This is a genomic window from Pseudomonas sp. IT-P294 (genome assembly GCF_949767865.1).
GTDB lineage: Bacteria > Pseudomonadota > Gammaproteobacteria > Pseudomonadales > Pseudomonadaceae > Aquipseudomonas.
Window position 1 is genome coordinate 826751 of record NZ_CATKQW010000011.1, and the last position, 16936, is coordinate 843686.

Annotated in this window: 13 protein-coding genes; 3 read left to right on the forward strand and 10 right to left on the reverse strand. The window is 58.7% G+C overall.

Features of this window, described 5'->3' with window-relative positions; translation table 11 throughout:
• Window positions 1-22: 22 nt before the first annotated feature.
• Together ACM6I0_RS11110 and ACM6I0_RS11115 are read right to left on the reverse strand one after the other, a co-directional pair.
• Window positions 23-1429, reverse strand: a complete 1407-nt coding sequence (locus tag ACM6I0_RS11110; RefSeq protein WP_414922255.1) for an NAD(P)/FAD-dependent oxidoreductase — start codon at window positions 1427-1429, stop codon at window positions 23-25.
• Between the two features lie 50 nt (window positions 1430-1479).
• Window positions 1480-2295: a helix-turn-helix domain-containing protein gene (locus ACM6I0_RS11115; RefSeq protein ID WP_414922256.1), complete on the reverse strand. Its 816-nt coding sequence runs from the start codon at window positions 2293-2295 to the stop codon at window positions 1480-1482.
• A gap of 260 nt (window positions 2296-2555) precedes the next feature.
• Here ACM6I0_RS11115 and ACM6I0_RS11120 point away from each other — a divergent pair, with 260 nt between their 5' ends.
• Entirely contained in the window at window positions 2556-2831 is a 276-nt protein-coding gene (locus ACM6I0_RS11120) for a DUF1652 domain-containing protein (RefSeq protein ID WP_027923219.1), read from the forward strand.
• 55 nt (window positions 2832-2886) lie between these two features.
• On the opposite strand, the gene ACM6I0_RS11125 is transcribed toward ACM6I0_RS11120, so the two are convergent.
• Window positions 2887-5361, reverse strand: coding sequence for a UvrD-helicase domain-containing protein (locus ACM6I0_RS11125; protein ID WP_414922257.1), 2475 nt, complete (start codon window positions 5359-5361; stop codon window positions 2887-2889).
• 279 nt (window positions 5362-5640) lie between these two features.
• On the opposite strand from ACM6I0_RS11125, the gene ACM6I0_RS11130 reads away from it, so the two are divergent.
• Window positions 5641-6336, forward strand: a complete 696-nt coding sequence (locus ACM6I0_RS11130) for a pirin family protein (RefSeq protein ID WP_414922258.1) — start codon at window positions 5641-5643, stop codon at window positions 6334-6336.
• Between the two features lie 153 nt (window positions 6337-6489).
• On the opposite strand, the gene pgm is transcribed toward ACM6I0_RS11130, so the two are convergent.
• The 4 genes from pgm to ACM6I0_RS11150 form a co-directional block, all read right to left on the reverse strand.
• Complete coding sequence (gene pgm / locus ACM6I0_RS11135; protein WP_414922259.1) at window positions 6490-8136, reverse strand: phosphoglucomutase (alpha-D-glucose-1,6-bisphosphate-dependent); 1647 nt, start codon at window positions 8134-8136, stop codon at window positions 6490-6492.
• 144 nt (window positions 8137-8280) lie between these two features.
• Complete coding sequence (locus ACM6I0_RS11140) at window positions 8281-9681, reverse strand: PLP-dependent aminotransferase family protein (protein WP_414922260.1); 1401 nt, start codon at window positions 9679-9681, stop codon at window positions 8281-8283.
• A 67-nt stretch (window positions 9682-9748) separates the two neighbouring features.
• Complete coding sequence (locus ACM6I0_RS11145; RefSeq protein ID WP_414922261.1) at window positions 9749-11227, reverse strand: hypothetical protein; 1479 nt, start codon at window positions 11225-11227, stop codon at window positions 9749-9751.
• 559 nt (window positions 11228-11786) lie between these two features.
• Entirely contained in the window at window positions 11787-12809 is a 1023-nt protein-coding gene (locus ACM6I0_RS11150; RefSeq protein WP_222586895.1) for a zinc-dependent alcohol dehydrogenase family protein, read from the reverse strand.
• A gap of 269 nt (window positions 12810-13078) precedes the next feature.
• On the opposite strand from ACM6I0_RS11150, the gene ACM6I0_RS11155 reads away from it, so the two are divergent.
• Window positions 13079-13996 carry a LysR family transcriptional regulator gene (locus ACM6I0_RS11155; protein ID WP_008156370.1) on the forward strand — a complete coding sequence of 306 codons (918 nt, stop codon included), beginning with the start codon at window positions 13079-13081 and terminating at the stop codon, window positions 13994-13996.
• A gap of 88 nt (window positions 13997-14084) precedes the next feature.
• On the opposite strand, the gene ACM6I0_RS11160 is transcribed toward ACM6I0_RS11155, so the two are convergent.
• Genes ACM6I0_RS11160 through ACM6I0_RS11170 form a run of 3 tightly spaced genes read right to left on the reverse strand, consistent with a single transcriptional unit; the run spans window position 14085 to window position 16929 of the window.
• Window positions 14085-15173, reverse strand: a complete 1089-nt coding sequence (locus ACM6I0_RS11160; RefSeq protein WP_414922262.1) for an ABC transporter ATP-binding protein — start codon at window positions 15171-15173, stop codon at window positions 14085-14087.
• 32 nt (window positions 15174-15205) lie between these two features.
• Window positions 15206-16003, reverse strand: coding sequence for an ABC transporter permease (locus ACM6I0_RS11165; RefSeq protein ID WP_414922263.1), 798 nt, complete (start codon window positions 16001-16003; stop codon window positions 15206-15208).
• Entirely contained in the window at window positions 16000-16929 is a 930-nt protein-coding gene (locus tag ACM6I0_RS11170) for an ABC transporter permease (protein WP_414922264.1), read from the reverse strand. Before ACM6I0_RS11170 ends, ACM6I0_RS11165 begins: the two co-directional genes overlap by 4 nt.
• Between the last annotated feature and the right edge of the window lie 7 nt (window positions 16930-16936).

Consider the following 16936-nt stretch of genomic DNA (forward strand, 5'->3'; position numbering starts at 1 on the left):
CTGTGGTTTGAGAAAACGCCGTTTACTGCATGAAACCTTCCATGAACCCCGCCACCTTGCTGGCCAGCTTGCGCCGCCACGGGGCAGTGGCCGGGTTGGCCAGGGTCTGGTCTTCGTGGACGAAGCTGCGGATGATCGCGTTGTAGCCCAGCCAGCGGCAGGGTTCCGGCTCCCAGGTCCTGAGCGTCTCGAGACGTCCTTGTGGCACGACCCACGGCTGGCGGACAAATTCGGTATCACGCTGCAGAATCAGATCGGCCAGCGTTCTGCCGCCCAGGTTGCTGGCACCAACGCCCTCCCCGCCATAACCGCCAGACAAGGCAATGCCGCTGGCGTGATCGCAGAGCATGTGCGGCTTGAAGTGTCGGGACATGCCCAGGTTGCCGCCCCACGCATGGGTGATCCGCACGTTCTTGAGCTGCGGGAAGAGCTCGCTGAACAGGTAGCGCCGCAGATCCACCTCATGGGTGGTCAGGTTGAAGTCATGCCGCAGCTTGCCGGCAAACTGATAACCGCCACGGGCGCCGAACACCAATCGGTTGTCCGCCGTGCGCTGGCCGTAAGTGACCTGACGGCTGCTTTCGCTGAACGCCTGGCCGCGGCTGAGACCGATTTCGTCCCAGGTCGCGGCGGACAATGGCTCAGTGGCCACCATCAGGCTTTGCACCGGTAGCTGATAGCGGCCCAGTGGCGGCAACGTCGTTGCGTACCCTTCTACGGCGGGGACGATCCAGCGACTGCGGACCTGCGCCTTGTCTGTACGCAACGACCCCGATTGCCATTGGGTGACCGCGCTGTTTTCATAAATCTTGACGCCCATGCGCTCCACCGTTCTGGCCAGTCCTCGCACCAACTTTGCCGGGTGAATGGTCGCAACGTGCGGTGCATAGATACCGCCATAAGGCTTGGCAACTCTGATCTGTTGCGCCAGTTGCTCGGGACTGAGCCAGCGATAGTCGCTTTCCGTCAGGCCCTGGCTGTAGAGCTTGTCCAGATAGAGGCGCAGGCTGACTTCCTGCTCGGGATAACGGGCCGCACAGTACAGCACCCCACCTTTCAGATAATCACAGTCGATGCCTTCACGTTCGATGACAATTTCGACCTCATCCGGAATGTTGTGCAGCAAGTTGAAAGACGCGCGGCGCTGTTCGGCGGGTGACTCGGCCAGCAGGCGGTCTTCGCCCAGCAGGTTACCCATCAGCCAGCCACCGTTACGGCCCGAAGCGCCAAAACCGGCGGTCTGCGCTTCGACAATGGCAATCTCCAGGCTGGGCGCCAGGCGCTTGAGGTAATACGCGGTCCAGAGACCGGTGTAGCCGGCACCGATGATCGCCACGTCGACGTCCAGATCGCGCTCCAGCGCGGGACGTGCCAGCAACGGCTCGTCGAGTTGATCCATCCACAAACTGATTGTGCGCCACGCCGACATGCCAGACTCCGCCACTCAAACTTCGATGGCGTCGATCCTAGTGCGTGGGCTCAGGGACTGTCTTGCGCGCGTGCACGCAAAGAAATTTGTTTGGCGTAGGCCTTGGGTGACAAGCCGGTGTGCTGGCGGAAACAGCTGTAGAACGCCGATAACGAATTGAAGCCGGCGGCAAACGCCAGTTCATCGACGCGCACGGGGGGCGTGGCGGCATCCAGTGCGCTGAGCAAATGTTGCAGTCTTGCCCGGTTAACGTAGCGGTAGAAGCTCTGCCCCAGCACCTGATTCAGCAGGTAGGAAATCTGATTACGGCTGTAGCCGCATTCCTTCGCCACCCGCTGCAGGTCGAGTTCGGGGTCCAGATAAGGCTGTTGTCGCTCGAAATACTGTTGCAGGTCTTGCGCCATGAAACTCAACTGGCGCGGTGAAAGCCCAAGGCGACTGGCCGCCGGACGCAAGTTCGCCGCCGCATGGCTTTGCGACAGTTCGCGCACCAGCGAGGCGTATTCGTTGACGCGCCAGATCAAACCGTCCCTCACCGTGATTGCCTCGCTGGAACGGAACGACACCAGTCCCTCGCTGCCGCGCAACGTCATTTGGTACTGGATAAACGCGGTGTTGCCGTCCAGGCGAATGCGATCCGAGTGTTCAAGCGCTTCGTCCGGATTGCGCGGCATGCTGTCACGCACGTACTGGCGCAGTTCGTCGAGACCCATGACTCGATTCTGGAAAAAATCGTTGTACTGAATGTCCGGGTGATAAAGCGCCATGACGCCATCCAGATCCCGGTGTTTCCAGCACAAGTGGTAGCGCATGACCGTCTCGCCCGTGGCCTGGGTTTGCAGCGGGCCATCATCATCGGCGTGCATAAAGGACTCGACAAAAAAAGCGAGCTTGCCGAAATTCTGTCTCAGCATCAATAAATGGTCGGAATCAGCCCAACGCCAGACCCGTCCGACACGTGATCCACATCAAAAAATCCGCTGGCAATCGCCAAACGGACTGAAAAAATCACATGACTTTCACATCTCGATGCTACTTTTAAAGGCAGTCACCGGTTGAGCCATTGAAGGTTCTTCCCTCCTAACATGAGCTAATGGAAGCGCTCGATGAAGAAGGCGGGCAACATATGAATAAAGGTTCTTTCAGCAAAGTTACATTTCCAAACGCCTGCCAGCTGATGCGCTGGCATTTTCATCCCATGGGATTCGAGGCGAGCATGGATGCGCCGGGCAGCATGATTGCCCGTCTGTTTGACCGCGCCAGTGGCGAGACCATGATCGCCATTGCAGGCATTCCTTGCGCAACCGTCATGAATGCCGCGGATGTAGAGCGAATAATCGAAGCCGTCGAAGACGAGCTTGAGGCTTTCATTCCACCCGTGGCCCTCAGAAGTTACGCCTGAAGGCCAATCCCACAAAAAAAGCCCACATTATGTGGGCTTTTTTGTGGGCGACGGGTCAGCCCGGGGTTTGCCCTCGACGATGATCCGCGAAGTACGGCCTGCCCTTGCCGATGCGATCGGACGCCTTGGGCATGTTCGCAGCCTGAGTGTCCTGACCGTCGACATACCAGTAGCAATGACTCACTGCACGCGTGATGCCCACGTAGGCGAGGCGTAAAATCTCGTCTTTCTGCGCGTTGTCATAGGGCTCAGTGTCGCCTGCCTTGCCAAGGCCAGCCATGCGGTAGACCTGGTTCTTGTAAGGCGAAAGTGTCAGGTGCTGGCAATCACCCAGCAGAAAAACCGCGTCCGCTTGCAGGCCCTTGGCGCTGTGATAGGTCAGCTGTTTCAGTCGGCGCGCTTCGTACGGCAAGCTAGAATCAACATTAACTACAGACTGAATATGTTGTTCTATCAATAACTTATCGCTACTTTTTCGATAAAGCATCAAGATCGAATCGCCCCGCCGGTAGTGCTCGATAAGGCGCTGGGCCATGCCTTGGTCGTCTCGATCCATGACATTCACCGGCAACACGGCCTTGGCTTCGCCACTCGCCTTAGCCTTCTTGCCTGCGATCGCCGGGGCTGCGCGGACGATGTGCTCGGCGGCATCTATGATGTATTGATGACTGCGATAGTTGTCGCTGAGCATGACCTTGGTGGTGCTCGGCGACAGGAACTGCTTGTTGAACTCCATGAAGTACGTCGGTGAACTGCCACGCCAACCATAAATGGACTGCCAGTCATCGCCGACACACAGCAGCGACGAATGCTGCGCACCGCGTCCGACGTGCATCGCCGGGCCGCGACTGCGGATTTCGGCAAGGCTGGCACGAATCCAGGAAACAATCTGCGGCGAAACGTCCTGAAATTCGTCGATCATCAAATGCGACAAAGGCCTCAACTGCTCATCACTCAGCAGTTTCAGGTTTTCCGGTGAATGCTCGCTGAACAAGGCAAACATCCGGTTGTAGGTCATCACCGGTGGCTTTTGATCAAGCAGATGATCTTCCAGGGCACGCCAGAACAGGCTCAAGGCCTCGAAGAAAAACCGGTCCGGATCGTCTTTGGCGAAGCTCATCTGAGCCACGGCGTTCGGCACGTCCAGCCCCAGGTTTTCGATAAACCCGGCGGTTGCAACAAAACAGTCCAGCAACGGCGCCGATCCGAGCTCGCCTTTGACCTTGTAGTCGAAGCCAGGTCCGGCGCTGGCATCACCGGCCAATGAGGCTAATACGCGCTTCGAAGACTCATAACTATCAAGCCATATCAAAGGCTTACGACAGAAAGCTTGAAACAGGGTGCGCTTAACCGCCCATTCTGCGCGGACCGTCAACTTGGCATTCGGACGGCTGAGCTGCGGATTTTCCCCCGAGTCGAACCCAAGCACTACCCAAGCGTCCAGGGTCGGGATGTAACCGTGGCAATGGAACGTCGAGCCGTTGATGTCGAATGTCTGGCGATTGGGTTCGATACCCTTGATTGGCCAGGCACCAGCGCGAAACCACAGGTCTTCAATTGTGTCGCACAGCTCTTCATCACGTTTGGCAGCCAACTCGGTCACCGCCATGCGCTTCTGCACATCGGGGTGATCGCGTTCCAGCTCCTTGAGTTGCAAGGCATGCCGAGACAACGGCTTGATCAGTTCGCGAAAACGCTCATCTCGAGTGTGCAGGCTGTGGAAACAGGCATTGAGTTGCTGGCGCTGAGCGTCGTTGATTCGCAGGTCGAAAGGATTGCTATCGACCTCTTCATCACCGTTCTGCGGGCGATTGCTGAGGTTCTCAAACGCTTGCAAGCGTTCGAAACCTGGCAGGCTGCGGACCATTGGCAGGATGCGTGAGTGAAAGGTACGCACCAGGTCTCGCGCCTCTTTGAGGCTCAACATCCGTCCCCACAGAGCAAATAGCTCGATCAGCTTATTAATGAAGTCTTTGCGCGACTCACGGGTGAAGGTCACGACGGTCATCGAGCCCAGTTCGAAACCCAGGTAATGGGTCAGCAGCAAGATACGCAACACCAACGTCGTCGACTTGCCCGCGCCCGCCCCGGCGATCACCGAGGTCGAAGGCGTATCACTGAATATCATCTTCCACTGGGCGACGCTGGGTTGCGCATGCGGTGGCAGCAGACGAGCGACATCGGCCTTCATGCGCTTCTTCACGTCGGCGCTGAGTGGCAAGCGCCAATCATCGAACAGATTGTCATCGACGTTGGGCGGCCGGTGTTCGGTCGAGCGCGAATCGCGAATCAACAGTACTTGCCGACCTTCTTCCAGCCCCTCGAGCTTTCCTTCTTTATAGCCGTAATCCACCCCGGCGCTGTGCCCGCTGCGAAAACCGTCGGCTTGCCCGTGCAACCAGGACGCCCGGTGCTGAGCGCGCAAGCGGGTCAGGCCATGGCCAAAGAATCGGGCGGCCAGGCGCTTGAGCAGCGGCATCTCGGCCAATGGACGGAGTTCGGGAGGAAGATCGGGGGTGTGTTGCGGCACGCGGACTGACTCCAGGGTGTGAGGCTGTTGCGGTTATGGTGTCTGTATTTGTCTTTGAGTTCTAGTGAAATGCTTACAGGTCATTGGCTTATGCGATGAAGTGAAGGCTGGATGAGACTATTTCGACGTTATTCAACATCGATATATTCGATCTTATTGAGGCACTTTTTACGCTTTTTATCGATGGGTGACTGATAGAAGATGCTCGTCATCAACCACCGGTTCTAGTTTCGTGGCTCAGGCGTTCTGCCCCATGACGAACCTTTTCAGGAGACGATCATGCTTGAACTCAGACCTTTCAACTCCCTGGGCGGCGCCCATCATGGCTGGTTGGATGCGCATCACCACTTTTCGTTCGCCGAGTACCACGACCCCAAACGCATGAACTGGGGCAACCTGCGGGTCTGGAACGACGACGTGATTGCCGCCGGCACCGGGTTCCCGAAACACCCGCACCGCGACATGGAAATCATCACCTACGTTCGTGAAGGGGCCATTACCCACGAAGACAACCTTGGCAACAAGGGCCGCACCGAAGCAGGTGACGTTCAGGTAATGAGCGCGGGCACCGGCATAGCCCACAGCGAATACAACCTGGAAACGAGCGAAACCAAGATCTTCCAGATCTGGATTATCCCTAACCAGTCCGGCCTGGCACCGTCCTGGGGCGCAAGGCCTTTCCCGAAAGGCCAGCGTGAAGGGTTCGTGACGCTGGCCAGTGGCAAGGCCGGTGATGATCAGAGCCTGCGGATCCGTGCCGACGCACGGTTGGTGGCAGCAAACCTTAAAGCCGGTGAAACTGCCGAATATCGCCTGGACGGAGGCCGTCGCGCTTACCTGGTTCCCGCCACAGGCGTCATTGAAGTCAATGGCTTGCGCGCACAAGCTCGAGACGGTATTGCAGTGGCCGATGAGCAGGTGTTGCGCGTCACCGCGATCAAGGACAGTGAAATCGTGTTGGTGGACCTGGCTTGAGGCTGTAAACGCCGGACAAAAAAAGGGCGACCATAGGGTCGCCCTTTTTTATGATTACTGGTGACTGTACCGACGCCATCGCGGGCAAGCCCGCTCCCACAGGGTTATATGCAATCCATGTGGGAGCGGGCTTGCCCGCGATGGGGTTTGCGTTTATTTCGCGGAAATCGCGCCGTCTACCAGTGTTTGAGCCTCCGCCACCAACTGCTTGAGGTGGTCGTCACTCACAAAGCTTTCGGCGTAGATTTTGTAGATGTCTTCGGTCCCGGAAGGACGCGCCGCGAACCAGCCGTTCTCGGTCATGACTTTCAAGCCGCCAATGGCCTGGTCGTTGCCCGGGGCGTGACTGAGGATGCTCTGGATCGCTTCGCCGGCCAGTTGAGTCGAGGTGACCTGATCGGGCGACAGCTTGCTCAGCAAAGCTTTCTGTTCAGGGTTGGCCTTGGCATCGACGCGCACCGAGAACGGCTCGCCGAGCTCGTCGGTCAATGCACGGTAGGCCTGGCTCGGGTCGTGGCCGGTGCGAGCGGTCATTTCTGCGGCCAGCAAGGCCGGAATCAAACCGTCCTTGTCGGTGCTCCAGACACCGCCGTCCTTGCGCAGGAACGATGCGCCGGCGCTTTCTTCGCCGCCAAACCCCAGAGAACCGTCAAACAGACCGTCGGCAAACCATTTGAAGCCGACCGGCACTTCGTACAGGCGCCGTCCCAGACGCTTGGCCACGCGATCGATCAAGCCACTGCTGACCACGGTTTTACCCACGGCCGCGTCGGCGCGCCATTGCGGACGGTTCTGGAACAGGTAATCGATGGACACCGCGAGGTAGCTGTTCGGCGCGAGCAAACCACCGGATGGCGTCACGATGCCATGACGGTCGTGATCCGGATCACAGGCAAATGCTACGTCAAAGCGCTCTTTGAGGCCGATCAGGCCTTGCATGGCGTGGCTGGAGGAAGGGTCCATGCGGATCTGTCCGTCCCAGTCGACTGTCATGAAGCGGAACGTCGGATCGACCTGTTTGTTGACCACGTCCAGGTCCAGACGGTAATGCTCGGCAATCGCCGACCAGTAGCGCACCCCTGCTCCGCCCAGCGGATCGACACCCAGACGCAGCTTCGCGTCACGGATGGCGTCGAAATCGATCACGTTGATCAGGTCGGCGACATAGGTGTTGAGGTAGTCGTGGCGATGCGTGGTGCTGGCTTTGAGGGCCTGCTCGTAGCTGATGCGTTTGACGCCGGCCAGCTTGTTGGTCAGCAGCTCATTGGCCTTGGCTTCGATCCACTTGGTGATGTGGGTATCGGCCGGTCCACCGTTGGTGGGGTTGTATTTGTAGCCACCGCTTTGCGGCGGGTTGTGGGACGGCGTGATGACGATGCCGTCCGCCAGGCCGGAAGTACGGCCACGGTTGTAGCAAAGAATGGCGTGGGAAATCGCCGGGGTCGGTGTGTACTCATCGCCTTCGGCGATCATCACGGTAACACCGTTCGCCGCCAGCACTTCCAGGGCGCTGGCACCGGCCGGCGTGGACAATGCATGAGTATCGATGCCGACGAACAACGGGCCATCGATGCCTTGGGCTTCACGGTACAGGCAGATCGCCTGGCTGATTGCCAGAACGTGCCATTCGTTGAAACTCAGGTCGAACGAGCTGCCTCGGTGGCCGGACGTGCCAAAGGCAACGCGCTGGGTCGAGATGGAGGCATCAGGCTGGCCGGTGTAATAGGCCGTTACCAGTCGCGGGATGTCGACCAACAATTCTGCCGGTGCCGGTTTGCCCGCAAAAGGACTGATTGTCATGCAAAACCTCAGGAGTAGAGTGGTTCAGGAATAGGAACGCAGTTTACTGGCAGTTTGACCGCAGCGCGACGTTATCGATCCCATGCATGATGTTATCCACCTCCACCTCCACCTCCACAGGCCAGGAACGGCTAGCGGCTTGGCTCAATCGATCGATTCCAGACGCAAGGCGTCGCCCAGCAGGCCCATTGCCGCCGCGAGGTCATGATCGCCTCCAAAGCTATGACTCAATCGCAGGTGCTGTGTATGCAGCCCCTGGAGACTGAACAATTCTCCCGGTGCGATTACCACCTGATGGTTGAGCAGGCGCTGGAATACCCGGCGCACATCGACGGGGCGCAATGACCGTACCCACACTGTCGCCCCGCCCTGAGGCTCGACGAAGTGCAATGCATCACCCAGGCGTTCTTGCAGCAGCTGGGTCATCTGCACCTTGCGGTCCTTGAGCATCCTGCGCAGAACCATCAAGTGCTGATCGATGCGACCATTGCCGTACAGCCGTGCGATGGCTTTCTGGCGGATCGGCGACAGGCGGAACGAGCGCAGCAAAAAATGCCGCTGCAGTTCGGCATGCAGTTGGCGCGAGAGCAAATAGCCATAAGGCGCCTCAGGCCCGATGATTTTTTCGAAAGTGGAAAACACGATGAGTCGATCCGGGTCCAGAAAATCGCGAAAACGCTGACCGTCGGGCTCGAATTCGAGTTCGCCATGGCTGTCATTTTCCAGCACCCAGCTGCCATGACGTTCAAGCAACTGGGCGGTTGACTGCCGGTTGCTGTGGGAAGCGACGCTGCCACGCGGCATGTTGAGACCAGATGAAAGCATGACCAGCCGAACCGGTTCGGTCTCCAGCAGTTGCTTGAGCCGCTCCAGGTCAAGACTGCCATTGGCTTGCAACGGCAGCTCGATGACTTGAACCTCGGCGTCCTGGAGCAGACGCAGGATTGCCCAGTCACAGGGCGACTCGACCACAACAATGGCTTCTTTCAGGCAAAGCACGGTGATCAGTATTTCCAGTACACCACGCAAATCGGCGCCGATATAGACATCGTCGGCGTGCCAGCAGCGCGCCGGAGATGAGGTGTAGCGTGCCGCAAGGGCGGCGCGCAGTTCCAGTTCACCGCAGGGTTGTGACACCGGTTGCGGCTGACGTGGATACTGGCGCAACAGTTCTCGCTCAAGCAGCAACAGCGGGCTGTCCAGGGGTTGCAGTAACGCCGGTTCATCGGCACTCAAGACCAGCATTCCCGGGCGCCTGGCATTCACATAGAGCGTTTCGAGCAGGTCATTGCCACTGCTGAGCGGGCGAACGGACGACACCGGCAACGCGTAGTAACCGGATTTTGCGACCGAGTACACGCGCCCTTCCTTTTCCAGCAGCGAGTAGGCGTACTGAATGGTCGAGATCGATACGCCAAGACGGTCCGCCAATTGCCGCAGCGAAGGAAGACGGACACGCGCGTCGCTGACCGGCTCGCTGATCAGGTTCGTCAGGTAGCGGTACACCGCCTGGTAAGCGAAGTCGGTTTCTCGCGGCCCCTTCATGGGAAATGGCCGAGCACGGTACGCGCAGCGCGGCGCCCCTGGGTGAAAACTGCCAAACCAGGCACTTTCAACGGCCCGTAGACCGTTCGACTGGCACCGAGCCATCAGCATCGATATCCGGCGTCATTGCGTGCGAGACCGTAGGGTCTGCTTCCGCGTCAGGTACTGCGGCCACCGGCCCCATGCGGTAAAGCGTCGCGATCAGGCTGACGGGCAAACCGCTGACGTCGACCATCCATTGCAGCACTTGCTCGGGAGCCGGATAACCCTGCATCGCCCGGTGCAGATCGGGCAAGGCGACGAGCATGCCGGGGTGACACTGGCGCAGGAAACGCTCAAGCGACGCGCCGTTATCGACAAAGGGCGCGAACAACAAACACACCAGCTGAGATTCAGTCAATCCAAGGCTTTTTTGCGCCTCGGCCGAGGCCAGCGCACGCTGGTCTGCCGTTGCCGCCGGGTTGCCAAGCCTTTCCATGACCTGCTCGCAAAAGCGCTCGGGCATCTGTTTGCGGCGCATCAGGACCAATGTCCGTTGCACGTACTCGGCGACGCCGGTTTCGTAGCTGCGGCCCTCAACGAAGCCACTCTGCAACCCACGCAGGTGTGCGCAAATCGTCAGGCTGACGTATTCGTTATCGCTGAGGTGAACCGAGAGTTCGTCCGGCTGGAACCTGAGGAAATCGGTGAGCAGTGGCCAACGCTCTTCCAGGTTGCTGACCAGCATGTCGTGAATATCGATGAACGTTGTACGACGGCAAGCCTCAAAACGCTCCGCTGGACGCCACACGGCTTGTGCACCTTGCGGGTAAAACTCGCGGTAGTAATCGCCGCCCATTTCATCGAGCCGGGAGAACAGCTCTTCGAAACCTGTTTCAGGCGGGTGTAATGCTTTAAGACCTGCCCTTACCGCCGCACGGTTCAGTCTTTCCAGGAACTGCTTTTGTTGACCAGGAGTTTCACTGCTGATCAGTGCGTCCACGCCTCGGTCCCAACGGGCAATCTGTCCGTAAAATTCGCCGGTTGCCAGATAGCCTTCGTCCCATAGATCGAGCGGTCCGTTGCTGTCACGGCGATGCCCCACCATCAACAGATTGAGGCGATTGGACTCGCGACCGGCATCGGAAATCGGCGCCAGGTGATTGAACGGCAGGACTTCACGGTTATCGACCATCAGCATGCCGACCCGGGGATCGTCGTAGAGAAACAACGCGCTGCACGTGCGATGGATGTTTTCAAGGGCCATGGCGCTTGCCCCGTTCGAGCGCAAGGTCGCCACTCTCAACTGGAACGTCGCCGGCGCACGGCCGGCAATGCTCAATTGCGCCGCGCGCAGCAGCGCCAGGGTGTAACAACTGTCGCGAGCCCCGGACTGGACCGCCAACACCTTGTAATCGCCGATACGCTCCATGCCGCCGGCGGCCACCACCAGGCGTTGAATCATGAGTTGCAAGGCGGTACGTTCGGCACGTGAAAAGAAACTCAGCAATCGCTGCAATACTTGCTGATAAACATAGTTCATTGCCTGATCATGGGTATGGGTCATCATTGTTTACCTGTTACTCATAGATTCGATATCACGCAAACAACTCTATGCAATGCGCAATCGGTTGCCTGGCATGATTAGAGTGTTTTGCTGAATATCAAATGCTAACACTTAGTTTTTAGTAATTATTTGAAATGATATCGCGATGCAAGATGCCATTTTGGCGAGAGTTTTCAGCAAACCCCCGCAGCGCAGGCATCTTGCCCCTGCATGGGAGATCCTAGGAAACGTCCCACAGCGTCCCACAGACAAGTAGCACGATAAATAAAGAAAGAAGTTACCCTTAGGTTTTCGCCAACTGATCGATAACAGACTATTTGTCGAGTTTGTATTGCCAGAGCGCGTTGAGAAGTACCTGTTCGATACCCGGACATGGCTCATTCCTTGAGATGAAAGTAATCATTCAATTATCGGGGCTTACATGATGATTAGAAGATACAGATTGAGAGCAAAAACCAGTTCAGTTGCTGAACCGTCCCCTCAGTGATTGAAGGGTGTCTCAGGGTGTCGGCGGGGGGAAATGCAAAAGTCCGTGCAAGCACGGACTTTTTCAGGCGTGTTACGCAGGTTCGACCTGGAGGGCGACCCGTTCGCGGCATGGACACTCGTCCATGTAGCGGTGTGCCTCGACAAACTCGGAAAAAGGGAAGACCCGAGTCTTGAGTGGCAGCAGCACGCCATCGGCGGTCATCTGGTTGATGTCGCGCAAGGCACGTTGCAAGGCGACCTGGTCCTGGATGATGCCCAGTTCCGGCTTGCCGGTGAAGTTGCCGATGCAGTGCACGAAGAACTGGATGTTCTTCTGGAACGCCGCACAAGCCGGGAATGGCGTCTGATTACCGCCTTGCAGGCCGTACAACACCAGGCTGCCGCGCGGTGCGAGCACGTCGCCAAGTAGCGACATCTGCGGACCGCCAAGGCCATCGAACACGACATCCACACCGCGGTTGTCAGTGATTTTGTTGATCCGCATGAGCAGATCTTCTTCTTCCGTGACAATGACTTTTTCGGCACCCAGCGACAGCAGGTATTCACGTTCCTCTGCCGTTTTGGTAGCGGCAATCACTCGCACACCCAACGCCTTGCCCAACTGTACAAAGGACGGACCGGCGCAGTGACTGGCGTCGGTCACCAAGGCGAATTGCCCTGGTTTTACCCGCGCCAGATCGGCATAGGCGAAGTAGGCAATCAACAGCGGTGTGTAATGCACGCTGGCCTGGATCGGGCTGAGCACGTCAGGGTAGCGGGTCAGTGCCGAGCGTGGCAGCACGATCTGCTCGCCGTAGACCGGATAGTCGTTGGGGCTTTCAGCCGGGAAGCTGGCGACTTTGTCACCGACTGCCAAGTCATCGACGCCCTCGCCGACCGCCGTCACGATGCCTGCCATTTCATGGCCAAGGCCCGAAGGCAGACGAGCATGGGATGAGGCCAGGTTCTGGCGCCAGAGAATGTCGTACCAGCTGATGCCAATCGCCTCGACGCGCACCTGCACTTCGCCCGGCGCAGGGAGAGCGGCCGCATGCTCTTCGCATTTGAGCACCTCGGCTGGACCAAACTTGTGAAAACGGATCGTGCGGGACATCGCAAACCTCGTCAAAGAAACCTCTAATGCCCTGAACTCTATCTGGGCTTTCTACCCAAGACTATCAGTGGCTATTAATAGTCGACATGCCTGTCATTGATTCCGCAGCGACGGTGACATTCGCAAATGTCATGAAACCCGAAGCGGCCTTTCTTGGAAAAACTGAATTACTCGGTGCAGAGTAGCAGCCTTTGCCCTTAATATTCATGCCGGCCATTGTTCTCATATGGCTGCTCTCGTCAAGCTTGATGACTCTGCCAGGACTCCAGATGAATCGTAATGACCTGCGTCGTGTCGACCTGAACCTGTTGATCGTTTTTGAAACATTGATGCACGAACGCAGTGTGACCCGTGCTGCGGAGAAATTGTTCCTTGGCCAGCCGGCCATCAGCGCGGCGCTCTCGCGTCTGCGTGGGCTGTTCGATGATCCATTGTTTGTACGCACCGGCCGCAGCATGGAGCCTTCCGCCCGTGCGGTAGAAATCTTCGCCCTGCTCTCCCCGGCCCTGGATTCGATTTCTACCGCGGTAAGCCGTGCGGCGGAGTTTGATCCTGCAACCAGCACGGCGGTGTTCCGCATCGGGCTGTCGGACGATGTCGAGTTCGCCCTGCTGCCGATGCTGCTCAAGCGTCTGCGTGCCGAATCGCCGGGGATCGTACTGGTGGTGCGTCGGGCCAACTACATCCTGATGCCGAGCCTGCTGGCCTCCGGCGAAATTTCCATCGGCGTCAGCTACACCGCCGACCTGCCGGCCAACGCCAAGCGCAAAGTCTTGCGTCGCAGCATGCCGAAGCTGTTGCGGGCGGACACGGTGCCCGGGCCATTGAGCCTGGACGATTTCTGCGCGCGACCACATGCACTGGTGTCATTCGCCGGCGACCTGAGCGGCTTTATAGATGAAGAACTGGAAAAGCTCGGGCGCAAACGTCATGTGGTGCTCGCGGTCCCGCAGTTCAACGGGCTCAGCACGCTCATCAGCGGCACCGACATCGTCGCGACCGTGCCGGACTACACCGCTGAAGCGTTGACGGCGGCCGGTGGTGTGCGGGCTGAAGACCCGCCGCTGCCGGTGCGCAGCTTTGAGTTGCACATGGCCTGGCGCGGGTCGCAGGACAATGACCCGGGTGAGCGCTGGCTCAGATCCAGGATTCAGATGTTCTTTGGCGACCCGGACAGCCTGGCATAAGCCGCGCCACCCCGGTTGAACCGTGGCTCATCGCTTGAGCCACGGTTCAACGGTATGCCCTCCTGCCAGCAGCTTGCCTGCCCGATTTTCAGTCACCGCGCAGAATCAGCGCATGTGTGCCGTCCCACTCAGCGAAGATTTTTTGCCCGCTGTGGATGCCCAGCAGGTTGTAATCGGCATGCGGTTTCTGCACCTGCAGTTCTAGCCCGTCGCTGGCTTCGAGGTAGATGTTGACCATCGAACCGATGAATTCCTCACCGACCACGGTGCAGGCCAGTCGATTGCGTCGCACAGGCTGTGCGGTCAGGTCGATATGTTCGGCACTGACACAGACCGTGACGCACTCGCCGGGCGCCACCGACTTACCCTCCGGCAGCCGTGCCAGGAACCCGCCGTGCGGCGAATCGAGACGGACCAATCCGCCATGATCGAAGCCGACGACAGTACCACCAAGAATGTTTTTGCCGCCAACGAACTCGGCGACGAAACGGTTGTGTGGCTCAAGGAAGACGTCCTGGGGCGAGCCAATTTGTTCAACCCGGCCCTGACTCATGATCACAACGCGATCGGCCATCGAAAAGGCTTCGGACTGACTGTGGGTGACGTAGACGAAGGTGATGCCAAGGTCTTTCTGCAGCCCGGTCAGCACGCCTTGCATGCGCACGCTCAAGTGAGCATCGAGCGCGCTCAGTGGCTCGTCCAGTAGCAGGATCGGCGGTTCCGTAACCAGCGAACGCGCCAGCGCCACCCGTTGGCGCTGGCCACCCGAGAGCAGGCTGATATCGCGCGTGGCGAAGTCCTGCAATCCCAGCCGTTCGAGCCAGAGCAAGGCTTTCTTGCGGCGCTCGGCCTTGGCCATGCCCCTCATCCGCAGGCCGAACTCGACATTCTCCAGCACGTTGAGAAACGGGAACAGCGCCAGGTTTTGCCAGACCAGCGGCGTCTCCCGCTCCCAGGAGCAGAGGTCGTTGATGCGCTCGCCGTTGAGTCGGATTTCACCCTCGCTGGGTTTGTCCAGACCGGCCAGCATGCGTAGCGTTGTGGTCTTGCCGCAGCCGCTCGACCCCATGATCGCGACGAACTCGCCTTTGTAAATCTCCAGGTTCATGCGTTCGACGGCCTGGTAGCTGCCGAAATGTTTGACCACGTTGTCGAATACCACCAGCGGTTGAGTCATGGCTGAATCCTCGAAAGAGTGTCAGGGCGGTATCAGGCGCTTGCCGGCTTGCGCCGCCGCATCAATAGCAGTTGCGCCAGAATCACCAGCGTCATGGTCGTGATAAAGACGATTGTGCCGATCGCGTTGATGGTCGGGCTCACTTGCCCCTGCAAGGTGTTGAGGATGCGCACGGGCACCGTCTCGTTTAGCCCCGACACGAACCAGGCAACGGCGAACTCATCGAAGGACACGGCCATGGTCACAAACAACGCGGCGAACAGGCTCGGTGCGGTGAATGGCAGGATCACATGACGCATTGCCTTCCATTGATGGGCCCCCAGGTTCCAGGCAGCGGCCTCGATGTTGGGGTCCATCTGCGCCAAACGCATCCTGATCACCGCCATCGCGAACGGCGCGCACATCACGATGTGACTGATCACCACCGCATAGATCTCGCCGGACAGTCCGACCCGCGACAGGAAAGCCAGCATCGCCAGCCCCATGATCACCACCGGAATGGTGGGCGGCAGCATCGCGAGCGCCATGTACATCGACTTGCCGAAAAAACGGTAGCGATAGTCCGTGTAGGCCGCGGTGAACCCAAGCACGGTCGATACCAGCGACACCACCACGCCCACCGTGAGGCTGTTCTTGAACGCCTGCCAGACTGCCGGGTCGGCGGCGATCGTTTCGTACCAGTGCAGGCTGAAACCACCCAATGGCAACGACGGGAAACGGTCGATGTTGAACGAGAATACGAAGCTGCCGGCAATCGGCGTAAAGATGAAAACGAACACCAGGACGACAAAGCTGCGCAGCAAGAAGTTGATCAATCGATGCTCGTTCATGCGCGCCTCCGGTAAGCGAAACGAACCGCGCCAAAGGCCACGATGAGCAGCGTCACGATCATCAGGGTGGCGATCACCGCTGCACGCGGCCATTGCTGACCGGACTTGGTGGTGTCAGTGATCAAGGTGCTCAATGTCGGCGGCTGCCCCCCACCCAGATAGAGCGGGCTGACGAAATCGCCGAAGGTCAGGATGAAGCAGAACAGAGCCGCGACGACAATGCCGATTCGCGCGGACGGAATCACCACCCGCCACACCGTTTGCAGGCGTGCGCAGCCGAGGTTGTGCGCCGCCTCGATCAACGAGCGATCGATGTACATCAGGCTGAACAGTTGCAGCAACACCACCAGTGGCAGACACAGCGTGAAGTAGCCGATATAGGTGCCGAACGCGGTGTTCAGCATTGCCATCGGCTCCAGCCCGAGCAGCCCGAGCGCGGCATTGAAAATGCCGTTGTCGCTAAGGAACACCTGCCACGAATAGGTGCGCACCAGGTAACTGGTAAAGAACGGCGTAATCAGCAGCAACACCAGCAACTGCTTCGTCGACTCGCGGAACTTGAAGGCGATCGTGTAGGCGCAGGGGAACGCCACCAGACTGATCAGTACGGTGGCGCCCGCCGCCATCGCCAGGGTATGAACATAGGCGTCCCAAAAAAAGCCACGGCTAAGCATATAGCCCCAGTTCAGCCACTCGAACGTTGGCACCATTCGGAAGTTACGCACCACCCAGAAGCTGATCGCCACCAGGAATGCCAGCGGGAATAAAAAGAAGATCAACTGCCAGATCAGGATCGGCATCGAGAAGCTGAGGCCGTACCAAGGCATGCGGAACACCTTTTTGCCGGGACCCTGGCGCATCAACGTCTCGCCAGCCGCGTTATCGGTGAGCACCGGCGGCGAAGTCTTTAACTTGTCTGAAAGCATTGCGACC